Here is a 21,642-nt window from a genome sequence, read left to right as displayed (position 1 = left end):
GTCGCGGCGGCCACGAGTCAGTCCGAAGTCCGGTGGCCAATGTTTCAGCCGCCCCGGCGCATCATGTCGAAGAACTCGGCGTTGTTCTTGGTCTGCTTCATTTTTTCGAGCAGGAACTCCATCGCCTCGATCTCGTCCATCGGGTAGAGCAGTTTGCGCAGAATCCACGCCTTTTGCAGGATGTCGGATTTGAGCAGCAATTCTTCGCGGCGGGTGCCGGAGCGGTTGAGCAGGATGGCCGGATACACCCGTTTTTCCGCCAAGCGGCGCTCGAGGTGGATTTCCATATTGCCGGTGCCCTTGAACTCCTCGTAGATCACCTCGTCCATGCGGCTGCCGGTGTCGGTCAGGGCGGTGCCGATGATGGTCAGCGAGCCGCCTTCCTCGATATTGCGCGCGGCGCCGAAGAAGCGCTTGGGCCGTTGCAGCGCGTTGGCGTCGACGCCGCCGGTGAGCACCTTGCCGGAGGCGGGAACCACGGTGTTGTAGGCGCGGGCCAGGCGGGTGATGGAGTCCAGCAGGATGACCACGTCCTTCTTCAGCTCCACCAGGCGCTTGGCTTTCTCGATCACCATCTCGGCCACTTGCACGTGGCGCAGCGCCGGCTCGTCGAAGGTGGAACTGATGACCTCGCCCTTGACCGAGCGCTGCATTTCGGTCACTTCTTCCGGACGCTCGTCGATCAGCAGCACGATGAGCACGGCCTCCGGGTGGTTGGCGGTGATGGCGTGGGCGATGGACTGCAGCATCACGGTCTTGCCGCTCTTGGGCGGCGCCACCAGCAGGCCGCGCTGGCCCTTGCCGATGGGGGCGATGATGTCGATGACGCGGCCGATGATGTTCTCCTCGGCCTTGATGTCGCGTTCGAGCTTGAGGTGTTCCGTCGGGAACAGCGGCGTCAAGTTCTCGAACATGATCTTGTTCTTGTTCTCCTCCGGGGTCACGCCGTTGACGCGGTCGACCTTGACCAGGGCGAAGTAACGCTCGCCGTCCTTGGGCACCCGCACCTCGCCCTCGATGGAATCGCCGGTGTGCAGGTTGAAGCGGCGGATCTGGCTCGGCGAGATGTAGATGTCGTCCGGCGAGCCGAGATAGTTCGACTCGGGGGCGCGCAGGAAGCCGAAACCGTCGGGCAAGACCTCCATCACGCCGTCGCCGAAGATTTGTTCGCCCGTGCGTGCGCGGCGCTTGAGGATGGCGAACATCAGCTCCTGCTTGCGCAGTCGGCTGGCGTTCTCGATCTCCAGGCCGGTTGCCATTTCGAGCAGCTGGGAGACGTGCATCGCTTTGAGGTCGGACAGGTGCATGGCAGGGGGCGAGGCAAGAGGGGGAGAGGTGTGCGCCGGACCGGGCTGTGCGGCAGGGACGTGACAATCGGATTCCGATCATCGGCCCTGTGCAGGCGCTCGTGGCAACGCTAGAAGAAAAAAGTTGGGGGAGATGCAGCACGGAAAACGGTGCATCGGGCGCTCTTAGCGCCGGAGCAACCCAATGGATGCGGGTTGCTCGCGTCTTGCAAAGGCATGGGGGCGGAGATCTCTGCCCCCATGCCATGAAACGCAATTATATATTCGCGTCCAGGAAGGTTGTCAGTTGTGACTTCGACAGGGCGCCAACCTTGGTCGCAGCCACTTCACCATTCTTGAACAGCATCAAGGTGGGAATGCCGCGGATGCCATATTTCGCCGGGATGCTACGGTTCTCATCCACGTTCACTTTCATGATGTTCAGGCGGCCCTGGTACTCACCGGCGATTTCGTCGAGGATGGGCGCCACCATGCGGCAGGGGCCGCACCATTCGGCCCAGTAATCGATCAACACGGGGGTCGTGGATTTGAGAACGTCGATGTCGAAAGACGCGTCGGTTGTTTGTTTGATGAGATCGCTCATATGAATTCCAGATCAGAAGGCGCCGACACGGACAGCGAGGCGCGGCCATTGCACAAGTCGATTGACGGGCCAGAGCCGGCCAATGGCCTCTATTTAACCCCGAATTCACATTTCTGGCAGAACGCGGCTCGCCAAATTGGGTTGTGGTTGCGACAGATCAGCATTTCGTCGATTGATTTGACCGTCATACTTCCCCAGGCGATGCACCAAGGACTGTTCCGCTCCGCCTGGCTCGGCCTGGCTCCAGCTGCATCGGTCTTGCCCCAGTTGCTGACCTTGAGCCAGATCCTGACGCTTCAGCGCTTGCAACTGGCAGGTCCGTCGGGGAGCGGGGCAGAGAACCTCGACCTGCAGGCCCTTGCCCTGGCCCAGCGCTGGCAGGCCGAGGGCCATTTGCCCAAGGCCTACCAGGCCGCCGCGCGGCTTGGTAGCCGCCTGGCCCTGGCTCGCGACGTCTTGCAGTTACGCGAACGATGGGCGCCACTCGCCCAGATGGCGCCCATCACAGCAGGTGCGTCAACCGAACACCGCATGGCAAGCGACCATGGCGTTGTCGCCGAGGCAGCATCCAGCCCGGATGACGGCGGCTGGATGCTGCGCATGGCCTTGCAGGAGATGCCGGCCGCCGCCTGGTGGAACGACGCTGCGCAACTCGATGCCTGGTGCGCGGCCCAGCGCGGCGCCCTGGTGCTGGTGCTGGCGGAGGAGCCGGAACCGCGCCTGCGCCGCCTGATGCAGTTGGCACAGGCGCGGGGTTTGCCGTTGCTGTGTCTGCAAGCCGGTTTCGGCCGGGGTTTTGGCCCGGCGCTGGCGCGTGCCAGTGGCTGTTTTCCGGCGGCCCACGCGAGCTTGTCGCGTGGTGAGGATTCGAACGGCGCGCAGTGGCTGAACGACTTGCACGGTCAGCAGCGCACAGCTTCGCTCAGCGCGGCAAGCTGTCCCTTACCGCCGCGCATGGCGCGCTTGTTGGCGCAGCGCTTGCTGTGGGGGAGGGGCAGCAAGCTGGAAGAGCAGGCGCAGGCCATCGTCGGGCTGGTCCTGCGTCAACGGGCAGCGTTGCCGCAGTCGCGCATGGCCCTGATCGCGCTCGACCGGCGCCTCGCGCGCCGCGTCAACGCCTTGCTCACCCGCGTTGGTTTGCCGGTGCGCGACGAAGCTGGCTGGCTGCTCTCCACCACGCGCGCAGCGGCCAGCCTGCAAGCCGTGTTCGAAGTGCTCGATGCGCAGGCCGGCAGCGATGCCATGCTCGACTTGCTCAAGCAGGCCGGCGTCGCCGCTGCCGCAGGCCTGGGGGCGAAGGACCTGGAGGCGATCGAGGTGGATGTGCGCGCCGCACGCCTGCTCGACGCACGCGCCTGGCGCGCCTGGGCCTTGCAGCAAGAAAGCCCGGCAGCCGGGCGGCACCGGCGCGTGCTCGACTGGCTTGGGGAATGCATGCGCCGCATGCGCAAACCGGGCAAACACCCGGTCGCAGGATGGGCCGATGCCTTGTTGCAGACCTTGCACAGCCTGGGCTTGGCGCAAGCCTGGAGCCAGGACGCTGCGGGAGCCCAAATCCTGGCTCTGCTGCAGGCGCAAGCGCAAGACCCGAGCACGGCCCACGCCGTCCATCTGCAGCAGAGCGACTATCTCGCCTGGCTGCGCCTGACACTGGAAGCCGCCGTGTTTCGTCCCGAGCCCGACGCGGCCGAGGGCGAGCACGGGCCGGCCGTTCACGTGCTGGCCTTGCGCGACGCCTTGCTGCGCCCCTGGGACATATGCATCCTGGCCGGTGCGGATGCTGGCAATCTCCCCGCCTGGCCGGATGCGCCGGGCGGGCTGGGCGACCAGGCCTGCAGTCAGTTGGGCCTGCCGACCCGTGGGGAGCGACGCACCCAGGCGGCTCAACTGGCCGTCAAACTCGTGCTCGGTTGCCGGCGCCTTGTCGTGTTCGAAGCGTCGCCACGCCCCGACCATCCAGGCCCCAGTCCCTTGCTGGAATTGTGGCGCTGGGCCATGGGCCGTTTTGGCCAGGCGCAATATCAATACATTTCCGCCATGCCCGGGCTGTCCATGGCTGACTTGCAAACGCTGGGAGTCGAGCCGCAGCGGGTTCCCACCGAGGCCACTGCGCCGCAGGCTCAGCCGGCGGCTCCGGCCGACATTCCCTCCCGCTGGTCACCCAGCGCCTACGCCGACTTGCGCGCCTGCCCTTACCGCTTTTTCGCCCGCCGGGTCCTGCGCCTGGCCGAGGACGACGATCTATTGCCCGATTTCTCCAAGCGCGATTTCGGCAACACGCTGCACCGCATCCTGGAGCAATTCCACCAGCAGCAGCCGGGGCTGGACTTGCCGACCAATCGTGACTTGCTCGACCGCATCGCGGCCGAAGCCTGGAGCAGCGCCGGCGCGCTGGCCGAGCCTTTTGCCGCCGCCTGGCCCGCCGTGCGCGACAACTATCTCGACTGGTTGCAGGCCTGGCGAGCGCAGGGCTGGGAGGCGCAGGGCGAGGAGCAGAGCCTGCGTCGGGTGATCGACATCGAAGCCGACCCGGCAGACGACGCGACCAGCGAAGGTGACGTGTTGCGGCTCGAAGGCCGTATCGACCGCATCGACCGGCGGGGTGCCGAACGTTACGCCCTCGACTACAAGACCGGCGACCCGCAGGCGCTGAAGTCGCGCATGAAACGCTACGCCGAAGACACCCAACTGTTGTGTTACGCGCTGCTGCTGGGTGCCGATGCGCCGGATGCCGGCTCCCGACAGCCTGCGGATGCCAGCCCTGCGCGCATCGCTGCCGGCTATCTGGTGGTCTCGGAACGGCGCGATCCCGAGCACACCGATGCCGCGACCGAACTGCCATGGGCGCCTGATGACTTGCGCGAGCAATCGGCGCAACTGTTGGCACAGATGCGCCGCGACTGGCGCGCGCTGCGCACAGGCCAGGCCATGCCTGCGCTTGGCGAGCCGCCCCTATGCGATCACTGCGAAGCACGCGGGCTGTGCCGGCGTGACCATCGGCCGTCGCCACAATCCGCACGCTCGCAGTCCACGCAGGGCGAGCGTGCATGAGCGCCCCCGCTTACGCCGCACAACTCCCGGGCCAGGACCAGGCCGCGCCGGTCACGCCCGAAACCTATGTGCGCCTGGCCTGCGACCCAGCCGCCTGCGTGGTGGTGCGCGCCTGCGCCGGTGCCGGCAAGACCTGGCTGCTGGTGGCGCGGCTGGCGCGCTGCCTGCTGGACGGCTACGCCCCGCAAGACGTGCTGGCCATCACCTTCACCCGCAAGGCCGCGGCTGAAATGCAGCAGCGCCTGCTGGAGTTGCTGCAGCACTGGAACCGGCTCGACGACCGGGCGCTGGCCGACGAGTTGGCGCGTCGCGGCCTGCCGCGTGCCGACGCCGCATTGCTGCAGCGGGCACGGGCGCTTTATCCCACGGTGCTCGCTGGCGGCACGCAGGCCACGGTCTCCACGTTTCACGGCTGGTTTGCGCAACTGCTGCGCGCCGCGCCTTTGCGCTTTGGCATTCCGCTGCATTTCGAGTTGATCGAGAACGAGAAGCCCTGGGTGCAGCAAGCCTGGCGCAGGCTGTTCGACAAGCTGCAAGCCGAGCCGGAGCTGCGTGCCGACTACCGCGCCCTGGTGGCTCGAACCGGACGCAGCACGGCGGCTCAACTGATGGAACTGGTGGTGCAGCGGCGCGGTGAATTCATGCTCGCCGCCCAGGCCGGCACCCTGGCGCAAGGGCTGGACGCGCCCGAGCCCGAAAGCTGGCCGGCCTGGCGCACGCGCAACCTGGCCGAATTGCGGCTGTGGGCGCAAGCCTGGGGCGCATGTGGCGGCGCGCATGCGCGCGAAGCGCTGCTCCATCTGCAGGCCGCGCTCGACGCGAGCGACGCGCAACAGGTGGGGGCTTTGCTGCGCAAGGTCATGCTCACGGCCCAGGGCGAGCCGCGCTCGGCGCGCAATCTGGCGACCAGGGCGGTGCAGCTCGAAATGCTCAGGCTTGGCCTGGAAGGCGACCCCGTGGGCCGCTGGGACACGCTGGCGAGCGACTGCCTGGGCGTGGTGCAGGCGCACGACGCGCTCGACATCGAAACCATCCACGCCTGGGCCTTGCGCCTCGGGGCGGAACTGCTGGGCTGCTACGAGCAGTTGAAGGCCGAGCGCGGCCTGCTCGACTTCAGCGACCTGGAGTTGCACGCCCGCACCTTGCTGGCCGATGCCGATGTCTCGGCCTGGGTGCAGACCCGGCTCGACCGCCGATACCGCCAGGTGCTGATCGACGAATTCCAGGACACCAACCCGGTGCAGTGGCAGGCCCTGCAGGCGTGGCTCTCGGCCTATGCCGGCGACGCGCAGCGCCCCTCGGTGTTCATCGTTGGCGACGACAAGCAGTCGATTTACCGCTTTCGCCGCGCCGACCCGCAGGTGTTCGAGGCCGCGGCCAGCTTTCTGCGCCAGGGCTTTGGTGCCGTGCTGCTCTCGGCGCAGCACACCCGCAGGCTGTCGCTCGCGGTGCTGGATTGGGTCAATGCGGTGTTCGCCCAGGCCCCCGCCATGGCCTTCATCGCGCACACGACCGAGAGCCGGGTGCGGGGCCATACCGCCTTGCTGCCCGCGCCCGCAACGCAAGGTGAAGCGGCAGCTGCCGCCACGCCGGCACAGTTCATGGAAACCGCCCCGCGCGTGCGCGACACCCTGACCGAGCCCGACGTGGATGCCGAGATCGGCAAGGTCGAGCACGACGCCCGGCGCGTGGCCGCACTGTTGCGCGAGCTGATGCAGCGTCCCTGCGTGGAAGACGCCCATGGCCGACTGCGCCCAGCCAGACCGGGCGATGTGTTGCTGCTGCTGCGCAAGCGCAAGGACCGCATGGACCTGTACCTGCGCGCCTTGCTTGCGGCCGGCATTCCCGCCGCAGCGGGCGACAGCGAGGCCAGTCTGCTCGACACCATCGAAGCCCAGGATCTGCTGGCTTTGCTGAGCGTGCTGGTGTCGCCCGGCGGCAATCTGGACCTGGCGCAGGTGCTCAAGTCGCCCATCGGCGGACTGGTGGATGACGATTTGCTCGCGCTGGCCCGCTGCGCGCGCGAAACCCGGCAGAGCTGGTGGCAGGCGGCGCAAACCCTGGCCGAGCGCGACGCGGCCATGCCCGCGCTGCGCCGCTTCATGACCCTGGCCGAGGGCTGGATGGCCCTGCTCGGCAGCCTGCCGCCGCATGACCTGCTCGACCGCATCGTCGCCGAGGGCCAACTGCGCCAACGCTATGCCCAGGCCGTGCCGGCAACCATGCGGGCGCAGAGCCTGGCGCAGATCGATGCCTTTGTGCATCTCGCGCTGGACATGGACGGCGGCCGCTTCCTCACCCCCTACGCCTTCGTGCGCAAGCTCAAACGCGGCCTGGCTCGGGCGCCTCTGCCCGAACTGCACGTTGGAGCGTATCCCCAGGCCCATGCTGCGCAGCAGCCGTCCCCCGAGGAGGATGGGGATACCTGGGGCGGCCCGGCGTCTCCCCATGACGTGGTCCGCCTGTCGACCATCCACGGCGCGAAGGGTCTGGAGGCCAATATCGTCATCCTGGCCGATGCCGACTCCCGTCCTGCCGCTAACGGCCCTTCGGTGCTGTTGCATTGGCCGGCCGAGCAGACGCATCCGCTGCATTTTTCCTTGCAACTTTCGTCCAAGCGCCTGCATCCGGCCCAGCGGCAGTTGGTGCAAGCCGAGCTGGATGTAGCCGAGCGCGAAGACTGGAACCTGCTTTATGTGGCCATGACCCGCGCCCGCCAACAACTCTGGGTCACCAGCTTGCCGATGCGCGGCCAGGCACAGTGGAGCCAGCGCCTGGCCGTGGGGGCGGGTGCAACTCCAGCCGCCGTGGCCGATGCGTTTCCCAAGCTGCCGGATGGCGCAGGGCAGGGCGCCATCGAGCCGCAGGCCCCAGCCACTTCGCCGGCGATGCCCATCGAGATCCCCTGGTTGGGCAGGCCGCAAACCGCGCCAGCGGCAAGCCCGGCCAATGCCCCCCAGGCTGACATGCGCGCCACGCGCATCGGCATTGCCCTGCATGCCTTGCTGCAGTCCGCCAGCGCCACGGCCCGGCCCGATGCCGTGATCGAGGCCCTGGATGCGCCAGGCGTTGCCCTGCAGCTCGGGCTGGACGCGGACGAGGCGCAGGCTGCCATTCACGCGGCCCTGCGCATCGTGCGCTCGCCACAGGCCAGCATGTACTTCGATGCGGCGCACATTCGCTGGGCGCGCAACGAGGTGGAGGTTGCGTGGAATGCACAGGCCGGAGGCGAGCCCGGCTGGGGGCGCATCGACCGCCTGGTCGAACTCGATGACGCCGTTTGGGTGCTGGACTACAAGCTTGCAGCCAGCAGCCTGCAAACCGAACACTACGCTCCCATCCTCGCCCGCTATGCTCAGGCCTGCGCCAGCCTGCGCCCCGGCAAGCGGGTGCGGGTGGCGCTGATTGCGGGCGATGGCTCGGTGCTGGAATGGCAGGTGCCCGAGGCCATCAACGCGCCACGGCCTGAGTCGCCTCGGAGCGCGTAGAGGCCGCGGCTGGAGCCCCCGCCTTGCTGGCATCCGCCTCGCCCAGCAGCACGCACATGCGCTCGCGCAGTGCCGTCATCTGCTGCTGCAGCTGCTTGCGCATGAACCACGGCCCCAACAACGGCGGCAGCCAGGTGCGCGGGTGCAGTTGGGCGGTGTAGTGCACCGCGCTGCCGCCAGCCTGCGCTCTCACCTCGGCGCGACCTTGCGAATCGAGATTGCCGTGGATTGTGAACCACGTTGCCACATGCCCGCGCAAGGTGATGTCGAGCGTGCTGCGCAGCGTCAGCCGAAAGGGCTCGATGCCGCTGCGCCCCACCTGCAGCACCCGCAGGCTGTCGCCATCGGCCGCGAGCACTTCGCTGCGTTCCATGCCAGGTATGTAGCTGGCCATCGCGTTGTAATCGGTCATGGCTTGCCAGGCCATCTGCACCGGCACAGGCGCAAAAAAGCGCACGGCCATATCGAAGTGTTTCGGCAGCGCAGCGGGTTCGAGCCGCAGTTGCAAGGGGTGCTGCTGCAATGTGGCGCGGCAACGCGAGGTGGCAGCCAAGGCGGTTGACGATGCGGGAATGGCTTCGGACGCGGGTGCTTGAAGCAGCGCGGGCGCGCTTAGAGCCGGCGCCAGCGCCCCGGCGGGGCCGGAAGCGGCGGGCGTTGCGGGCAGCGTTGCCGCATCAACCGGCATGCAGGCCGATGCAAGGCAGCACAGAGCAACGGCCAAGGTCTGCGGCATCCACGATGGGGCCTCATCAGGCAGAGGGCGGATGCGTTGCATACGCCGCATTGTGCTCGGCCTTTCGCCCAGCTCAGCGCGCACGGGACGACGACGCCCGGGTGGGGCGTCAGGGCGAAATGGGGAGGGGAGGTTGACGAGCCGTTCCCCCGGCACTTGCAGTAAACGGCTGTGGCTGCTCCGTTCCCGGCCTGACCAGGTTCACCGCGCCGCAATGCGGGGCGGCCCGTCAACCAGCATTGTAGGCGGGCCGGTCGATGGTCTGCCCTTGCCCATGCCCGGACGGGTTTTCGCCCCCTACAATCCGCTGCATGTCCAGTACCGTGCTGGCGCGGAAATGGCGCCCTAAAACCTTCTCCACCCTGGTCGGCCAGGACCATGTGGTGCGTGCCCTGACCCATGCGCTGGAACAACGCCGCCTGCACCACGCCTACCTCTTCACCGGCACGCGTGGCGTGGGCAAAACCACCATTGCGCGCATCCTGGCGAAGTCGCTCAATTGCACCGGGGCGGACGGGCAGGGCGGCATCACGGCAGAACCCTGTGGCGTCTGCCAGGCCTGCACCGAGATCGACGCTGGCCGCTTTGTCGACTACATCGAGCTCGACGCCGCCTCGAACCGTGGCGTGGACGACATGACCCGGCTGCTGGAGCAGGCCGTCTACAAACCCACCTCGGGGCGCTTCAAGGTCTACATGATCGACGAAGTGCACATGCTCTCCAACCACGCGTTCAACGCCATGTTGAAAACGCTGGAAGAGCCGCCCGAGTCGGTGAAGTTCGTGCTCGCCACCACCGACCCGCAGAAGGTGCCGGTCACGGTGCTCAGCCGTTGCCTGCAGTTCAGCCTCAAGTCCATGCCGCCGGCGGCCATTGCCGGGCATCTGCAGCAGGTGCTGCAGGCGGAAGGCGTGGCTTGCGAACCGCAGGCGCTGCAGGCCATCGGCCGCGCCGCGCATGGCTCGATGCGCGATGCCCTGTCACTCACCGACCAGGCCATCGCCTACAGCGCCGGCAGCATCACCGCCGAGGCTGTGCGGCAGATGCTGGGTGCGGTGGACGCCGGCTATCTGTTCGACCTGCTGCGCGCCCTGGCTGCCGCTGACGGTGCCGCCTTGCTGCAACTGGCCGACGACATGGATGCACGCGGGTTGTCCTTCCCCGCCGCGCTGGAGGAACTGGCCTCGCTGCTGCAGCGCATTGCCGTGGTGCAAGTGGTGCCACAGGCGCTGGATGCCGCAGATCCCGATGGCGCTGCGCTGCGCGAATTGGCCGCGGCCTTGAGCCCGGAACTCGTGCAACTGGCCTACAGCATGGTGTTGCATGGCCGGGGCGAGTTGGCGCTGGCGCCGGACGAGCATGCCGGTTTTTGCATGGTGCTGCTGCGCCTGCTGGCCTTCGCGCCGGTGGGCACCCAGGGTGCCAACCTTGCCATCGGACAGGGCGACCAGAGCCGTTCGGCTGCAGAGGCAACGACAGCCCCTCAAGCAACGGCCGCAACGGCTGCACCCTCGGCTGCTCTTGCCGCCGATATCGTCACGATCGCCTCCGTCATGCCTCCCAAGGTTGAGGTACAGGCTGATGCGGCCAGCACCGTGCATGCCGTCGCCGAAACGCAGGCGTCGTACACGCCGCTTGCAACGGCTGCGCTGCCAGCGGCTGAGCCGCCCGCAAGCTCCGCACCGGCGCTTGCCGACGCCTCCAGTGCACCGTTCCCGGGTCCCGAGGTCGATTGGCCCAGCCTGGCCCAGCGCCTGGAAGTCGTCGCCCTGGCGCGCAGCCTCGCGTTGCAAAGCCAGTGGATGGGTGCCGAGGGCGACTGCTGGAGCCTGCGTGTGCCCAGCGAACAATTCACCCGTGCCGGCGCGCTGGACAAACTCCAGGCCGTGTTGAGCGCGACCGTGGGCCGGCCCATCAGCCTGCAGATCGAGGTGGGCGCGGTGCGCGACAGCGCCAGCCTGCGTGCCGCCGCCGCTCGGGCACAGCGGCAGCAAGAGGCCGAGTCCACCATTGCCGCCGATCCGCTGGTGCGACAGTTGATGGAAGACCTGGGCGCACAGATCGTGCCCGGTTCGGTGCGCCCGCTCGACGCCTGAACCCGCTGTCGTTCCATTCCCGCCATCCCCTTCCACATTCCCAACGAGGACCCAACCCATGTTCAACAAAGGACAACTCTCCGGCCTGATGAAACAGGCTCAGCAGATGCAGGACAACATGAAGCGCGTGCAGGATGAGCTCGGCAACATCGAAGTCGAGGGCCAGTCCGGCGCCGGACTGGTGAAGGTGCTCATGACCTGCAAATACAACGTGCGCCGCGTCGCCATCGATCCCAGCCTGGTGGGCGACGACCGCGACATGCTCGAAGACCTGGTGACCGCCGCCTTCAACGACGCCGTGCGCAAGGCCGAGGCCACATCCCAGGAAAAAATGGCGGCCGTCACCGCCGGCATGCCCCTGCCTCCCGGCATGAAGCTGCCGTTCTGAATTTGCGCGCCGTGTCTGCTCCTGGCGGCCGTGCAGGCCCACCCGGCCTGTCATGGAACCGCCGCAAGGCGGTGCTGCGATGAGCGCTTCCCAGCTCACCCAGGTTGCCACGCTCGACGCCCTGATCGACGCACTGCGCAGCCTGCCCGGCGTCGGCCCCAAGTCCGCAGCGCGCATGGCCTTTCATCTGCTGCAGCACGACCGCGACGCAGCCTCGCGCCTGGCCGGCGCCCTGACCCAGGCGCTGGGCAGCATCCGGCGTTGCAGCCGCTGCAACACCTACACCGAGCGAGAGGTTTGCGCCACCTGCGCCGACCCCAAGCGCGACCGGCGCCTGCTGTGCATCGTGGAAAGCCCGGCCGACCAGGCCGCGGTGGAGCAAACCCTCACCTACCGCGGTCTGTACTTCGTGCTCATGGGGCATTTGAGCCCGCTCGACGGCGTGGGCCCCAAGGACATCGGCCTGGATCTGCTGGTGCAGCGCTTGAAGAGCGACGAGGTGGAGGAAATCATTCTCGCCACCAACTTCACCAACGAGGGCGAGGCCACCGCCCATGTGATTGCCGAAACCCTGAGGCCGCTCGACCTGCGCATCACCCGCCTGGCGCGCGGCGTACCGGCGGGCGCCGAGCTGGAATATGTCGACCTCGGCACCATCGCCCGCGCCCTGGTGGACCGGCGCGGCGCTTGAGAACGAGGGCGGGTTTCACCACCGCGCCGCTCCAGTGAAGCTGCAGTCATGGCCGAGCGCTGGCTGCAGGTTGCCGTTAGCATCGGTTCCAGTTCTCTCCTTACCTCCACCTGTGTCGCCGCCATGCCCATCACCCGCCGCCAGACCCTGCAATGGGCCTCCAGCCTGCTGCTCGGAGCCAGCCCCTTCGCCAGTTCGACCGCAACTCCGGCCAGCGCCGCCGCATCCAGCCCGGGTGAACGTGCCGGCCAACTGAGCTTGTTCGCCGGGCAGATTCAGCTCCATGGCCATACCGACGGCCCCGTGGGCAAAGCCACGTTCTTCGACCCGCGCGGCCTGGCCGTGGATCCGCGCAACGGGGACATCATCCTCGCCGACGCTGCCAATGCCCTGATTCGCCGCATCACCCCGGCCGGCGAGGTCAGCACCTTGGCCGGAGGCGCCGAAGACCGCGTCAACAAGGATGGCCCGGCGCTGCAAGCGCGCTTCGTCGGCCCCGACGCCTTGGCGGTGGCGCTTGATGGCACCATTTACATCGCCGATTCCTACGCCAACACCATTCGCGTGCTGCGCAACGGCGAGGTGTCCACGCTGGCCGGGCAGGTGGGGCGCCAGGGGTATGCCGACGGGCAGGGTACGGCCGCGCAGTTCAACCATCCGGTGGGCATCGCGGTGGACCCTCGCACCGGCGACGTGCTGGTGGCCGACGCCTACAACAACACCCTGCGGCGCATCAGCCCCAAGGGGCGCGTGCGCACCATCGGCGGGCAGCCGGGGGTGAACGACCATCGCGACGGCTTGCTGAAGCAGGCGTTGTTCAACACGCCCGTGGGTATTGCCGTGGCGCCCGACGGCACCATCTATGTCAGCGAATTCTTCAACCAGGACGTGCGCAAGATCACCCCGCAGGGCATGGTCGGCACCCTGGCTGGCAACCCGGCCAAGCGGGGGGACACCGATGGGCGGGGCACTGCCGCGCTGTTTCGCAAACCGCAGCAACTCTGTCTCGACGCGCATGGCAACATCATTCTGGCTGATGGCGGCAACCACAAGGTGCGCCGCATCACGCCCGCCGGCGAGGTCACGACCCTCGCCGGCCAGGGCCAGCTCGACAAGGTGGAACTCGGCCCCTTGCCGGGCGCGCTCATCACGCCTTATGGCGTGGCGCCGGGGCCGCAAGGCAGCGTGCTGGTCAGCAGCGGCGAGGCCGTGTTGCGCATCACCCAAGCCGCTTGAATCGGCACGCTGACGGGTCTCAACCGCCCGTCACCGCCGGTTGCGCCGGTTCGAACTGGCTGAGGTCGACGCGGGGTTTGGGTTTCCAGCCGCGCTTGTGGTGTTCCACCACCACATTGGTGTAGATGCCGCCACGCACATACCACTGGGCCGTGACGCGCAGGAAACGCGGGGCGATGGCTTTCACCAGATCGCCCAGAATGGTGTTGGTCACTTTTTCGTGGAAAGCGCCCTCGTTGCGGTAGCTCCACATATAGAGCTTGAGGCTCTTGAGTTCCACGCATTTCTTGTCGGGAATGATGTCGAGCACGATGCGGGCGAAATCCGGCTGGCCGGTGAGCGGGCACAGGCAGGTGAACTCGGGCACCTGCATATGAATGTGGTAGTCGCGCTCGGTGGCCGGGTTGGGGAAGGTCTGCAGAGTCTTGCTGGGTTGGCTGCTCATGGGGGTTGGAAAGGGTCGGGGGTAGGGCGGATGAAGTGCGGAATGAAGGGCCGATGAAGGGGCTTGATGCGGCGTACTGGCAGGCCGCATGCGGGTTGCGGCATCGTGCAAACCCGAATTATCCGAGGCCTTGGCGGCGGCTTCGGCGGCGGAGCCTGTACGGGATGAGCGCCGGGCGGATGCTATCATCCAAAAAAGGCCTTGAATCAGACTATTTTACTTTGTAAATCAATAACTTACTCACGTGCGCCTGTCCTGGATCAAGCTCGCCGGATTCAAGTCCTTTGCCGACCCCGTGGCCTTTCAAATGCCCGGGCAACGCATTGGCGTGGTCGGGCCGAATGGCTGCGGCAAGTCCAACATCATCGACGCGGTGCGCTGGGTGCTGGGCGAGTCCAAGGCCTCGGAGTTGCGTGGCGAGTCCATGCAGGACGTGATCTTCAGCGGCAGCAGCACGCGCAAGCCGGCCGGGCGCTGCAGCGTGGAACTGGTGTTCGACAACAGCGAGCATCGCATCACCGGAAACTGGGGCCAGTTCACCGAAATCGCCGTCAAGCGCGTGCTCACCCGCGACGGCGCCTCCAGTTATTTCATCAACAACCAAGTCGTGCGCCGGCGCGACGTGCAGGACATTTTCCTCGGCACGGGGCTGGGGCCGCGCGCCTACGCCATCATCGGCCAGGGCACCATCACCCGCATTCTCGAATCGCGCCCGGAAGAATTGCGCGTCATGCTGGAAGAAGCGGCCGGCGTGTCGAAGTACAAGGAACGCCGGCGCGAAACCGAGAACCGCCTGCACGGCACGCGTGAAAACCTGCTGCGCGTGCATGACATCCTGCGCGAATTGAATGCGCAGCTCGACAAGCTGGAGCAGCAGGCCGCCGTGGCGCAGCAGTACCAGCAGTTGCAGCAGCAGCTCGAAACCAGCCAGCATGGCTTGTGGCTGCTGCGCTGGCAGGAAGCCCAGGCAAGGCAGACCCGCATTGCCGCCGAGGCTGGCCAGGCGGTGAATGCGCTGGAGGCGCAAACCGCGCAGTTGCGTGCCGCCGAGGCCGAGCTGGAAACCCTGCGCCAGGCGCAATACGCCGCGAGTGACGCGCTCAATGCCGCGCAAGCCGAGCTGTACGCGGCACAGGCGCAAGTGGCTCGGCTGGAGACGGAAATCCGCTATGTCGTCGAGGCGCGCGACCGCGCCCTGCGCAGCCAGATCGAGCTGGGCGCCGAGCAGTCGCAGTGGTTGGCAAGGCAGCAGGCGGCGCAGCAGGATGCCGCGTCCGCCGGAACCGAGATGGCCGAAGCCGAGCTGCTGCAGGCCGAAGCTGAGGCCCGGGTGGTGGAGCAGGGCGAGCAAACTCCTGCGCTCGAAGCGCGGCTGAGCGATGCCCAGATGCGGGCCGCCGAGCAGCGCGCCCAGGCGGCGGCAGCGCAACAGCGCCTGCAAGCCGAGGCCGAGCGCCAGCGCGCCCTCGGCCAGCAAGCCCAGCAGATTGAACAACGCCTGCAGCGCCTGCAGGCCGAACGCCGCGCCGTGCAGCGCCCCGACAGCCTGCGCCTTGGCGATTTGAACGCGCAGCAAAGTCGCCTTGGCGACGAGCGCGACGAAGCCGAAGCCCGGCTGCAGGCTTTGCAGGAACAACTGCCCGGGCTGCAGGACGCGCGCCAACTGCAGCAGGCTGCAGCGCAGCAGGCAGCCGCCGAGCTTGGCTCCAGCACCGCGCGGCTGCATGCGCTCAAGGCCTTGCAGGACAAGGTGATGACCGAGGGCCGCATTCAGCCCTGGTTGGCGCGGCATGGTCTGGACACCCTGGCCCGGCTTTGGACCCGCATCCACATCGAACCCGGCTGGGAGACTGCGCTCGAAGCCGCCTTGCGCGAGCGCTTGGCAGCTCTGGAGGTGCGCGGGCTCGACGCCATGGCCGGTTTCGCCGCCGACCCGCCTCCGGCCAAGCTGGTGTTTTTCGCCGCGCCACAGGCCGCCGCCCCCATCCCAGCCACGATGGACCTGCAGCCCCTGGCCGCATTGCTGCGCCATGTCGACCCCGGCCTGCGCGCCGTGCTCGACGACTGGCTGGCCGGTGTCTTCACCGCCGACTCCATGCTGCAAGCCATGCAGCGCCGTGCCAGCCTGCCGCCGGGCGCCATGCTGGTGACGCGTGATGGCCATGCCGCCACGCGCCACAGCGTGAGCCTGTACGCCGCCGACAGCGAACAGGCCGGCATGCTGGCGCGTGCCCAGGAGATTGAAAACCTGGAACGCCAGACCAAGGCGCAGCAACTCATGGCCGACGGCTCCCGCAGCGCCGCGCTGCAGGCTGAAGCCGCCTGGACCCAGGCGCAGGAGCAAGCCACCGCCGAGGGGCGTCGGCTGCAGGCGCTGACCCAGCAATTCCACGCCGTGCAGGTGGAATGGCTCAAGCTGCAGCAGCAGGAGCAGGAGTCAACCGCGCGCGCCGAACGGCTCGACACCGACCTCGCCGAACTGGTCGCGCAGGGTGACGAACTCGCCGCCGCACAGGCCGAGAGCGAAGCGCGTTTCGAGCAGCTCGACGCCGAACTCGGGCGATGCCAGCAGGATCAGGCCGACCTCGACGGCGAGGCCCTGCGCGAACAGGCCGCGCTCAACGAGGCCCGCGCCAAGCTGCGCGCGCTGGAGCAGCAGCAGGCCGAAGCCGGTTACGCCATTCGCAGCCTGCAGCAACGCCAAGCGGATGCCCAGCGCATGGCGGCCACCGCGCAGCAGCACCTCGGCGAAGTGGCCGTGCGGCTGCTGGGCGTGGAAGGTGAACTGGCGCGTCTGAGCGGCCAGACCGCCAGCGCCGGTTTGCAGGACGCCCTCGCCGTCCAGCAGGCCAGCCAGGAGCGGCTGGCGCTGCGCCGTGCCGAGCATGACGAAATTGCCGCACGCCTGCGCGCCCTGGAGGAAAGCCGCCTGCGCCTGGAGCGTGAGGCCGAACCGCTGCGCGCCGCCATCAATGCCCGCCAGCTCGACGAGCAGGAAGCCCGGCTGCAGGGCGAGCAGTTCCAGCAGATGCTGGCCGACGCTCAGGTGGACCTTGAGCAACTGGCCGCAAGCCTGCCGCAAGGCGTGCAACCCGAGCAGCTGGGCCGCGACACGCAACGCCTGCAGCGCGACATTGCCGCCCTGGGTGCGGTGAATCTGGCCGCGCTCGACGAACTAGGCCAGGCGCGCGAGCGCAAGCAATTTCTCGACGCGCAAGTGGCCGACCTGGAGCAGGCCTCCGGCACGCTGGAAGACGCCATCCGCAAGATCGACAGTGAAACCCGCGGGCAACTGCGCCTGACCTTCGACGCCGTGAACGAGCATTTCGGCCGCCTGTTCCCGCAGCTCTTCGGCGGCGGCGCGGCCAGGCTGGTCATGACCGGCGAGGAAATACTCGATGCCGGCGTGCAGGTCATGGCCCAGCCACCGGGCAAGCGCAACAGCTCCATCCACATGCTGTCGGGCGGCGAGAAGGCGCTCACCGCCATTGCCCTGGTGTTCGGCATCTTCCACCTCAACCCCGCGCCGTTCTGCATTCTTGACGAGGTCGATGCACCGCTGGACGATTCCAACACGGAGCGTTTTGCCCAGCTCGTGCGCTCCATGTCCGATGCGATTCAGTTCCTGTTCATCTCGCACAATAAGATTGCCATGGAAATGGCCGAGCAGTTGGTGGGCGTGACCATGCAGGAGCAAGGCGTGTCGCGCATCGTTGCGGTGGATATGGACACCGCGGCGCATATGGCCGAAGCGGTGGCTTGATGGCGGTCTGAATGGTGGCCTGAATGTGGTGGTGGTGAGCGCAGCGGGCATTGCGTCCAGGCCACAGCGGCCATGTGCACAAGGCGCGCAGCAACACCGGAACCAAGCCAGCCTGCATGGTCTTAGCTCCATCACCAACGAATACGAACGAGGACGAACACATGGGTCAATTGCAGCAGGCCTTGCTGGTGGTGGGGGCGCTGATCATCGCCGCCGTGGTGGCGCTCAACCTTTGGCAATCCTGGCAGTTGCGGCGCCGCCGGGCGCGGCCGGAAACCAGTTCGCCGCCTATCAAGCCGTCATCGGGCAGTGAGCTGCGCGCGATGGAACACGGCCAGCGCGAACCAGAACTGGACGACCGGCCCGAACGCGTCGAACCCGAGCTGGCGCCGGTCGAGCCGGGCCGAACGCGAGCCCCCGCGCCGCATATCGACCCCTTGATCGACGCCATCGTCAGCTTCCTGTTCGAGCTGCCCGTGCCCGGCGAGGCCCTGCAGCAACGCTTGCCGCGCAGCTCACGTGCAGGCACCAAGCCCATGCTGTTCGAGGGGCGCAACGCGCAGTCGGGCCTGTGGGAAGCCCTGCAACCCGGCGCACGCTATGTCGAGCTGCAGGCAGCCGTGCAGCTGGCCAGCCGCAGCGGCCCGCTCAACGCCATCGAGTACTCCGAGTTCGTCACCAAATGCCATGCCCTCGGCGAGGCCCTGGGCGCCGCGCCCGACCTGCCCGATATGGCCGAGGCGTTGGAGCAGGCGCGCGATCTCGACAATTTTGCCGCCGCCAACGACGCGCAACTGTCCATCAACCTGCAGGCGCAGGGCGTGGCCTGGGGCGTGGACTATCTGCGCCAGCAGGCTCAGGCTGCAGGCTTCACCACGACCCTGTCGGCCGGTCGGCTTGCGCTGGTGGATGTCATGCCGGCATCGGCCGAGCCTGGCGAGACGGACATTGCCGAGCCCGGTCGGCCCGTATCGATGGTGCAACTCCAGTTCGACGCTCAAGCCGCCCTGGCCGACAACCCGGAAATGCCGGTGAGCCGTGCCACCCTCCTGCTCGACGTGCCCCAAGTGCCACAAGCCCTGCGGCCGTTTGCGCGCATGCGCGAGGCCGCGCAGCGCCTGGGTCAGGCCCTGGATGCGAAACAGGTCGACGACAACGGCGCACCGCTCTCGCCCACCTCGCTCGACCAGATCGAGCAGCAATTGCAACGACTCTACGCAGCGCTCGACGCCCGCAGCCTGCCAGCTGGAACCGCCACCACGCAACGACTGTTCAGCTAGTGTCCTGAATTCCCAATTCAGGACACTAGCTGCCGACATGGGCGCAGCCCCGCGGCCGCTTCCACGTTTGCCTCCACGCCACATGTCTCAAGCACAAGCTCCGCAATCCGCATCGCTCTTTGCCGACCCGGCGGCCCGCGCTGCCGCGTTGCGCGCCGAACTCACCCGCCTCGACCACGCCTACTACGTGCTCGACGCCCCGCTCGTTCCCGACGCCGACTACGACACCCTGTTCTGCGAGTTGCAGGCACTCGAAGCCGCGCACCCCGAGCTGCGCACGCCCGACTCGCCCACCCAGCGCGTGGGCGGTGCGCCGCTGCCGCAATTCGCCCCGGTGCGCCACGCCGTGCCGATGCTGTCCATCCAGACCGAGACGGACACCACGCCGCAAGGGGCGGCCGCGTTCGATCAACGGGTGCGCAACAAACTGGCCTTGAGCGCGGACGACGCCCCGGTGACCTACAACGCCGAACTCAAGTTCGACGGCCTCGCCATCAATCTGCGCTATGAGCACGGGACCCTGGTGCAGGCCGCCACCCGTGGCGATGGCGAGACCGGCGAGGATGTGACACAGAACGTACGCACCATCCGCAGCGTGCCGCTGCAACTGCACACCACCCATCCGCCGGCAGTGCTGGAAGTGCGTGGCGAGGCGCTGATGAAGCGCGCCGACTTCGAGCGCTACAACGAGCGCCAGCGCGCCAAGGGTCTGCCCACCCTGGTCAACCCGCGCAACGGTGCGGCAGGCAGCATTCGCCAGCTCGACCCCACGATTGCCGCGCAGCGTCCGCTGGCCTTCTACGCCTATGGCTGGGGCGAAATCGTCGGCTGGGCGCATCAGCCCGACACCTATCACGCCATGCTCGATGCGCTGGCCGCCATGGGCCTGCCGGTCGCAGAGCAACGCGTGCACGGCCCCGGCGCGCAGACCCTCATCGACTTCCACGGCCGCATCGCCACTGAACGCGACAGCCTGCCGTTCGACATCGACGGCGTGGTCTACAAGGTCGACAGCCTTGCGCTGCAGGCCGAACTCGGCTTTCGCAACCGCGAGCCGGTTTGGGCCGTGGCGCATAAATACCCCGCGCAAGAGCGCAGCACCCGCGTGCTGGCCATCGACATTCAGGTGGGCCGCACGGGCAAGCTCACCCCGGTGGCCAAGCTGGAGCCGGTGTTCGTCGGCGGCGTCACCGTCACCAACGCCACGCTGCACAACGAAGACGAAGTGCGCCGCAAAGACGTGCGCGTGGGTGATACCGTCATCGTGCGCCGGGCGGGGGACGTGATTCCCGAAGTGGTGAGCGTGCTGCTCGATCAACGCCCCGCCAACGCGGGCCAGCCCTTCGACCTCGACAAGCAACTCGGCGGCCACTGCCCGGTGTGCGGCTCGGCCATCGTGCGCGAAGAGGGCGGGGCCGACTGGCGCTGCACCGGCGGCTTGTTCTGTGCCGCGCAACGCAAACAGGCCGTCCTGCATTACGCCAGCCGCCGAGCCATGGACATCGAAGGCCTGGGCGAAAAACTGGTCGATCAACTGGTGGACGGCGGCATCGTCAACGTCCTGCCAGACCTCTACCGCCTCGATTTGCTCAAGCTCGCCGCGCTCGACCGCATGGCCGACAAAAGCGCCACCAATCTGCTCGACGCGCTGCAAGCCAGCAAGTCCACCACCTTGCCGCGCTTCGTCTATGCGCTGGGCATCCGCCAGGTCGGTGAGGCCACCGCCAAGGAACTCGCCCACCATTTCGGCAGCCTCGACGCCCTGATGGACGCCAGCCTGGAACAACTCCAGGCCGTGTCCGACGTCGGCCCGGTCGTGGCCCAAAGCATCCGCACCTTCTTCGACCAGCCGCACAACCGCGAAGTCGTCGAACAACTCCGCGCCTGCGGCGTGCATTGGGACGAATCCGCCCCTGCCGAGCCCGCAGCGTCCAACCCCCTCGCCGGAAAAACCTTCGTCCTCACCGGCACCCTGCCGACGATGAGCCGCGAAGAAGCGAAAGAACGCATCGAAGCAGCGGGCGGAAAAGTGGCGGTGTCGGTGTCGAAGAAAACCGATTATGTTGTTGCTGGGGCCGAGGCTGGGAGCAAACTCGCCAAGGCGCAGGAGTTGGGGATCGCAGTGCTTGGCCAAGAAGGCTTGATGACCTTACTCGATCATGATGGAGCCGCAGACCAGGGCGCCTGAAGTTTTCTCAGCACCAACCTCTGTGGCGCCAAGATCGAAATAGTCTGACCCGCATCGAACTGTCCCCCTGTTTCTTTTCGTGGCCATCGTGCATATCCCATCGGGTATCCTTGGGCACGATGTCTATCCGACGATCTACATCGCGTTAGGGCCTGTTAACACAAACTGCGAAGTCCATCGACCACCAGCACGAAGCTGAGGAAGCCGAGGAACATCGCGTCAAGTTTTTCGAACCGAGAAAAGATGCGCCGGAAACCCTTCAGGCGCCGGAACAGGCGCTCGATTTCGTTGCGGCGCTTGTACATCTCTCGGTCGTAATCCCATGGCTCAATGCGCGTCTTCAGTGGCGGCACCACTGGGATGAAGCCAAGATCCAGAGCCAGTTGGCGC

The 21,642-nt window shown here is 67.2% G+C and carries 13 protein-coding genes, 1 other RNA gene and 1 pseudogene; 9 read left to right on the top strand and 6 right to left on the bottom strand.

Going from position 1 to position 21,642, the window contains the following annotated elements:
• Positions 1-44: 44 nt before the first annotated feature.
• Positions 45-1,307 carry a transcription termination factor Rho gene (gene rho / locus ACYCUK_RS06680; protein WP_461594027.1) on the bottom strand — a complete coding sequence of 421 codons (1,263 nt, stop codon included), beginning with the start codon at positions 1,305-1,307 and terminating at the stop codon, positions 45-47.
• Between the two features lie 256 nt (positions 1,308-1,563).
• On the bottom strand, positions 1,564-1,890 hold the full coding sequence (gene trxA / locus ACYCUK_RS06675; RefSeq protein WP_112486621.1) for a thioredoxin TrxA: 327 nt from the start codon (positions 1,888-1,890) through the stop codon (positions 1,564-1,566).
• 201 nt (positions 1,891-2,091) lie between these two features.
• Between trxA and ACYCUK_RS06670 the strand changes: the two genes are divergently transcribed.
• Positions 2,092-4,941, top strand: a complete 2,850-nt coding sequence (locus ACYCUK_RS06670) for a PD-(D/E)XK nuclease family protein (RefSeq protein WP_461594026.1) — start codon at positions 2,092-2,094, stop codon at positions 4,939-4,941.
• The gene (locus tag ACYCUK_RS06665; protein WP_461594025.1) at positions 4,938-8,429 is read left to right on the top strand and encodes a UvrD-helicase domain-containing protein; all 3,492 of its coding nucleotides are present in this window, start codon (positions 4,938-4,940) and stop codon (positions 8,427-8,429) included. Before ACYCUK_RS06670 ends, ACYCUK_RS06665 begins: the two co-directional genes overlap by 4 nt.
• Here ACYCUK_RS06665 and ACYCUK_RS06660 read toward each other — a convergent pair.
• On the bottom strand, positions 8,392-9,207 hold the full coding sequence (locus ACYCUK_RS06660) for an SRPBCC family protein (protein ID WP_461594024.1): 816 nt from the start codon (positions 9,205-9,207) through the stop codon (positions 8,392-8,394). The genes ACYCUK_RS06665 and ACYCUK_RS06660 overlap by 38 nt on opposite strands.
• 90 nt (positions 9,208-9,297) lie before the next feature.
• An RNA gene (gene ffs, locus ACYCUK_RS06655) (signal recognition particle sRNA small type) lies at positions 9,298-9,396 on the bottom strand.
• An 80-nt stretch (positions 9,397-9,476) separates the two neighbouring features.
• On the opposite strand from ffs, the gene dnaX reads away from it, so the two are divergent.
• The 4 genes from dnaX (at position 9,477) to ACYCUK_RS06635 (ending at position 13,576) form a co-directional block, all read left to right on the top strand.
• On the top strand, positions 9,477-11,261 hold the full coding sequence (gene dnaX / locus ACYCUK_RS06650; RefSeq protein ID WP_461594023.1) for a DNA polymerase III subunit gamma/tau: 1,785 nt from the start codon (positions 9,477-9,479) through the stop codon (positions 11,259-11,261).
• Positions 11,262-11,319: 58 nt separating this feature from the next.
• Positions 11,320-11,649 (top strand): YbaB/EbfC family nucleoid-associated protein, encoded by a 330-nt coding sequence (locus ACYCUK_RS06645; RefSeq protein WP_112486616.1) that lies wholly within the window; start codon positions 11,320-11,322, stop codon positions 11,647-11,649.
• A 79-nt stretch (positions 11,650-11,728) separates the two neighbouring features.
• Positions 11,729-12,340 (top strand): recombination mediator RecR, encoded by a 612-nt coding sequence (gene recR, locus ACYCUK_RS06640; protein WP_461594022.1) that lies wholly within the window; start codon positions 11,729-11,731, stop codon positions 12,338-12,340.
• Positions 12,341-12,463: 123 nt separating this feature from the next.
• Complete coding sequence (locus ACYCUK_RS06635) at positions 12,464-13,576, top strand: NHL repeat-containing protein (RefSeq protein WP_461594021.1); 1,113 nt, start codon at positions 12,464-12,466, stop codon at positions 13,574-13,576.
• 19 nt (positions 13,577-13,595) lie between these two features.
• Here the strand turns inward: ACYCUK_RS06635 and queF are convergent, their stop codons facing one another.
• On the bottom strand, positions 13,596-14,021 hold the full coding sequence (gene queF / locus ACYCUK_RS06630; RefSeq protein ID WP_461594020.1) for a preQ(1) synthase: 426 nt from the start codon (positions 14,019-14,021) through the stop codon (positions 13,596-13,598).
• Positions 14,022-14,265: 244 nt separating this feature from the next.
• On the opposite strand from queF, the gene smc reads away from it, so the two are divergent.
• From smc to ligA, 3 genes are all read left to right on the top strand, one after another.
• The gene (gene smc, locus ACYCUK_RS06625; protein WP_461594019.1) at positions 14,266-17,784 is read left to right on the top strand and encodes a chromosome segregation protein SMC; all 3,519 of its coding nucleotides are present in this window, start codon (positions 14,266-14,268) and stop codon (positions 17,782-17,784) included.
• Positions 17,785-17,945: 161 nt separating this feature from the next.
• Positions 17,946-19,064, top strand: coding sequence for a cell division protein ZipA C-terminal FtsZ-binding domain-containing protein (locus ACYCUK_RS06620; protein ID WP_461594018.1), 1,119 nt, complete (start codon positions 17,946-17,948; stop codon positions 19,062-19,064).
• A gap of 82 nt (positions 19,065-19,146) precedes the next feature.
• Positions 19,147-21,252, top strand: coding sequence for an NAD-dependent DNA ligase LigA (ligA, locus tag ACYCUK_RS06615; RefSeq protein ID WP_461594017.1), 2,106 nt, complete (start codon positions 19,147-19,149; stop codon positions 21,250-21,252).
• Positions 21,253-21,407: 155 nt separating this feature from the next.
• Here the strand turns inward: ligA and ACYCUK_RS06610 are convergent.
• Positions 21,408-21,642 (bottom strand): annotated as a pseudogene (locus ACYCUK_RS06610) (IS5-like element ISCARN85 family transposase); the annotation flags it as partial.

The organism is Thiomonas sp. (genome assembly GCF_054608695.1).
Note: the sequence above shows the minus strand (reverse complement) of the source record. Positions and strands in the feature narration are given on the sequence as shown.

Coding starts and splice junctions, on each gene's coding strand:
- ACYCUK_RS06665 (WP_461594025.1), top strand. CDS start 4,938: ATGAGCGCCCCCGCTTACGCCGCACAACTCCCGGGCCAGGACCAGGCC.
- ACYCUK_RS06660 (WP_461594024.1), bottom strand. CDS start 9,207: ATGCAACGCATCCGCCCTCTGCCTGATGAGGCCCCATCGTGGATGCCG.
- dnaX (WP_461594023.1), top strand. CDS start 9,477: ATGTCCAGTACCGTGCTGGCGCGGAAATGGCGCCCTAAAACCTTCTCC.
- ACYCUK_RS06645 (WP_112486616.1), top strand. CDS start 11,320: ATGTTCAACAAAGGACAACTCTCCGGCCTGATGAAACAGGCTCAGCAG.
- ACYCUK_RS06635 (WP_461594021.1), top strand. CDS start 12,464: ATGCCCATCACCCGCCGCCAGACCCTGCAATGGGCCTCCAGCCTGCTG.
- queF (WP_461594020.1), bottom strand. CDS start 14,021: ATGAGCAGCCAACCCAGCAAGACTCTGCAGACCTTCCCCAACCCGGCC.
- ACYCUK_RS06670 (WP_461594026.1), top strand. CDS start 2,092: ATGCACCAAGGACTGTTCCGCTCCGCCTGGCTCGGCCTGGCTCCAGCT.
- trxA (WP_112486621.1), bottom strand. CDS start 1,890: ATGAGCGATCTCATCAAACAAACAACCGACGCGTCTTTCGACATCGAC.
- ligA (WP_461594017.1), top strand. CDS start 19,147: ATGTCTCAAGCACAAGCTCCGCAATCCGCATCGCTCTTTGCCGACCCG.
- ACYCUK_RS06620 (WP_461594018.1), top strand. CDS start 17,946: ATGGGTCAATTGCAGCAGGCCTTGCTGGTGGTGGGGGCGCTGATCATC.
- rho (WP_461594027.1), bottom strand. CDS start 1,307: ATGCACCTGTCCGACCTCAAAGCGATGCACGTCTCCCAGCTGCTCGAA.
- recR (WP_461594022.1), top strand. CDS start 11,729: ATGAGCGCTTCCCAGCTCACCCAGGTTGCCACGCTCGACGCCCTGATC.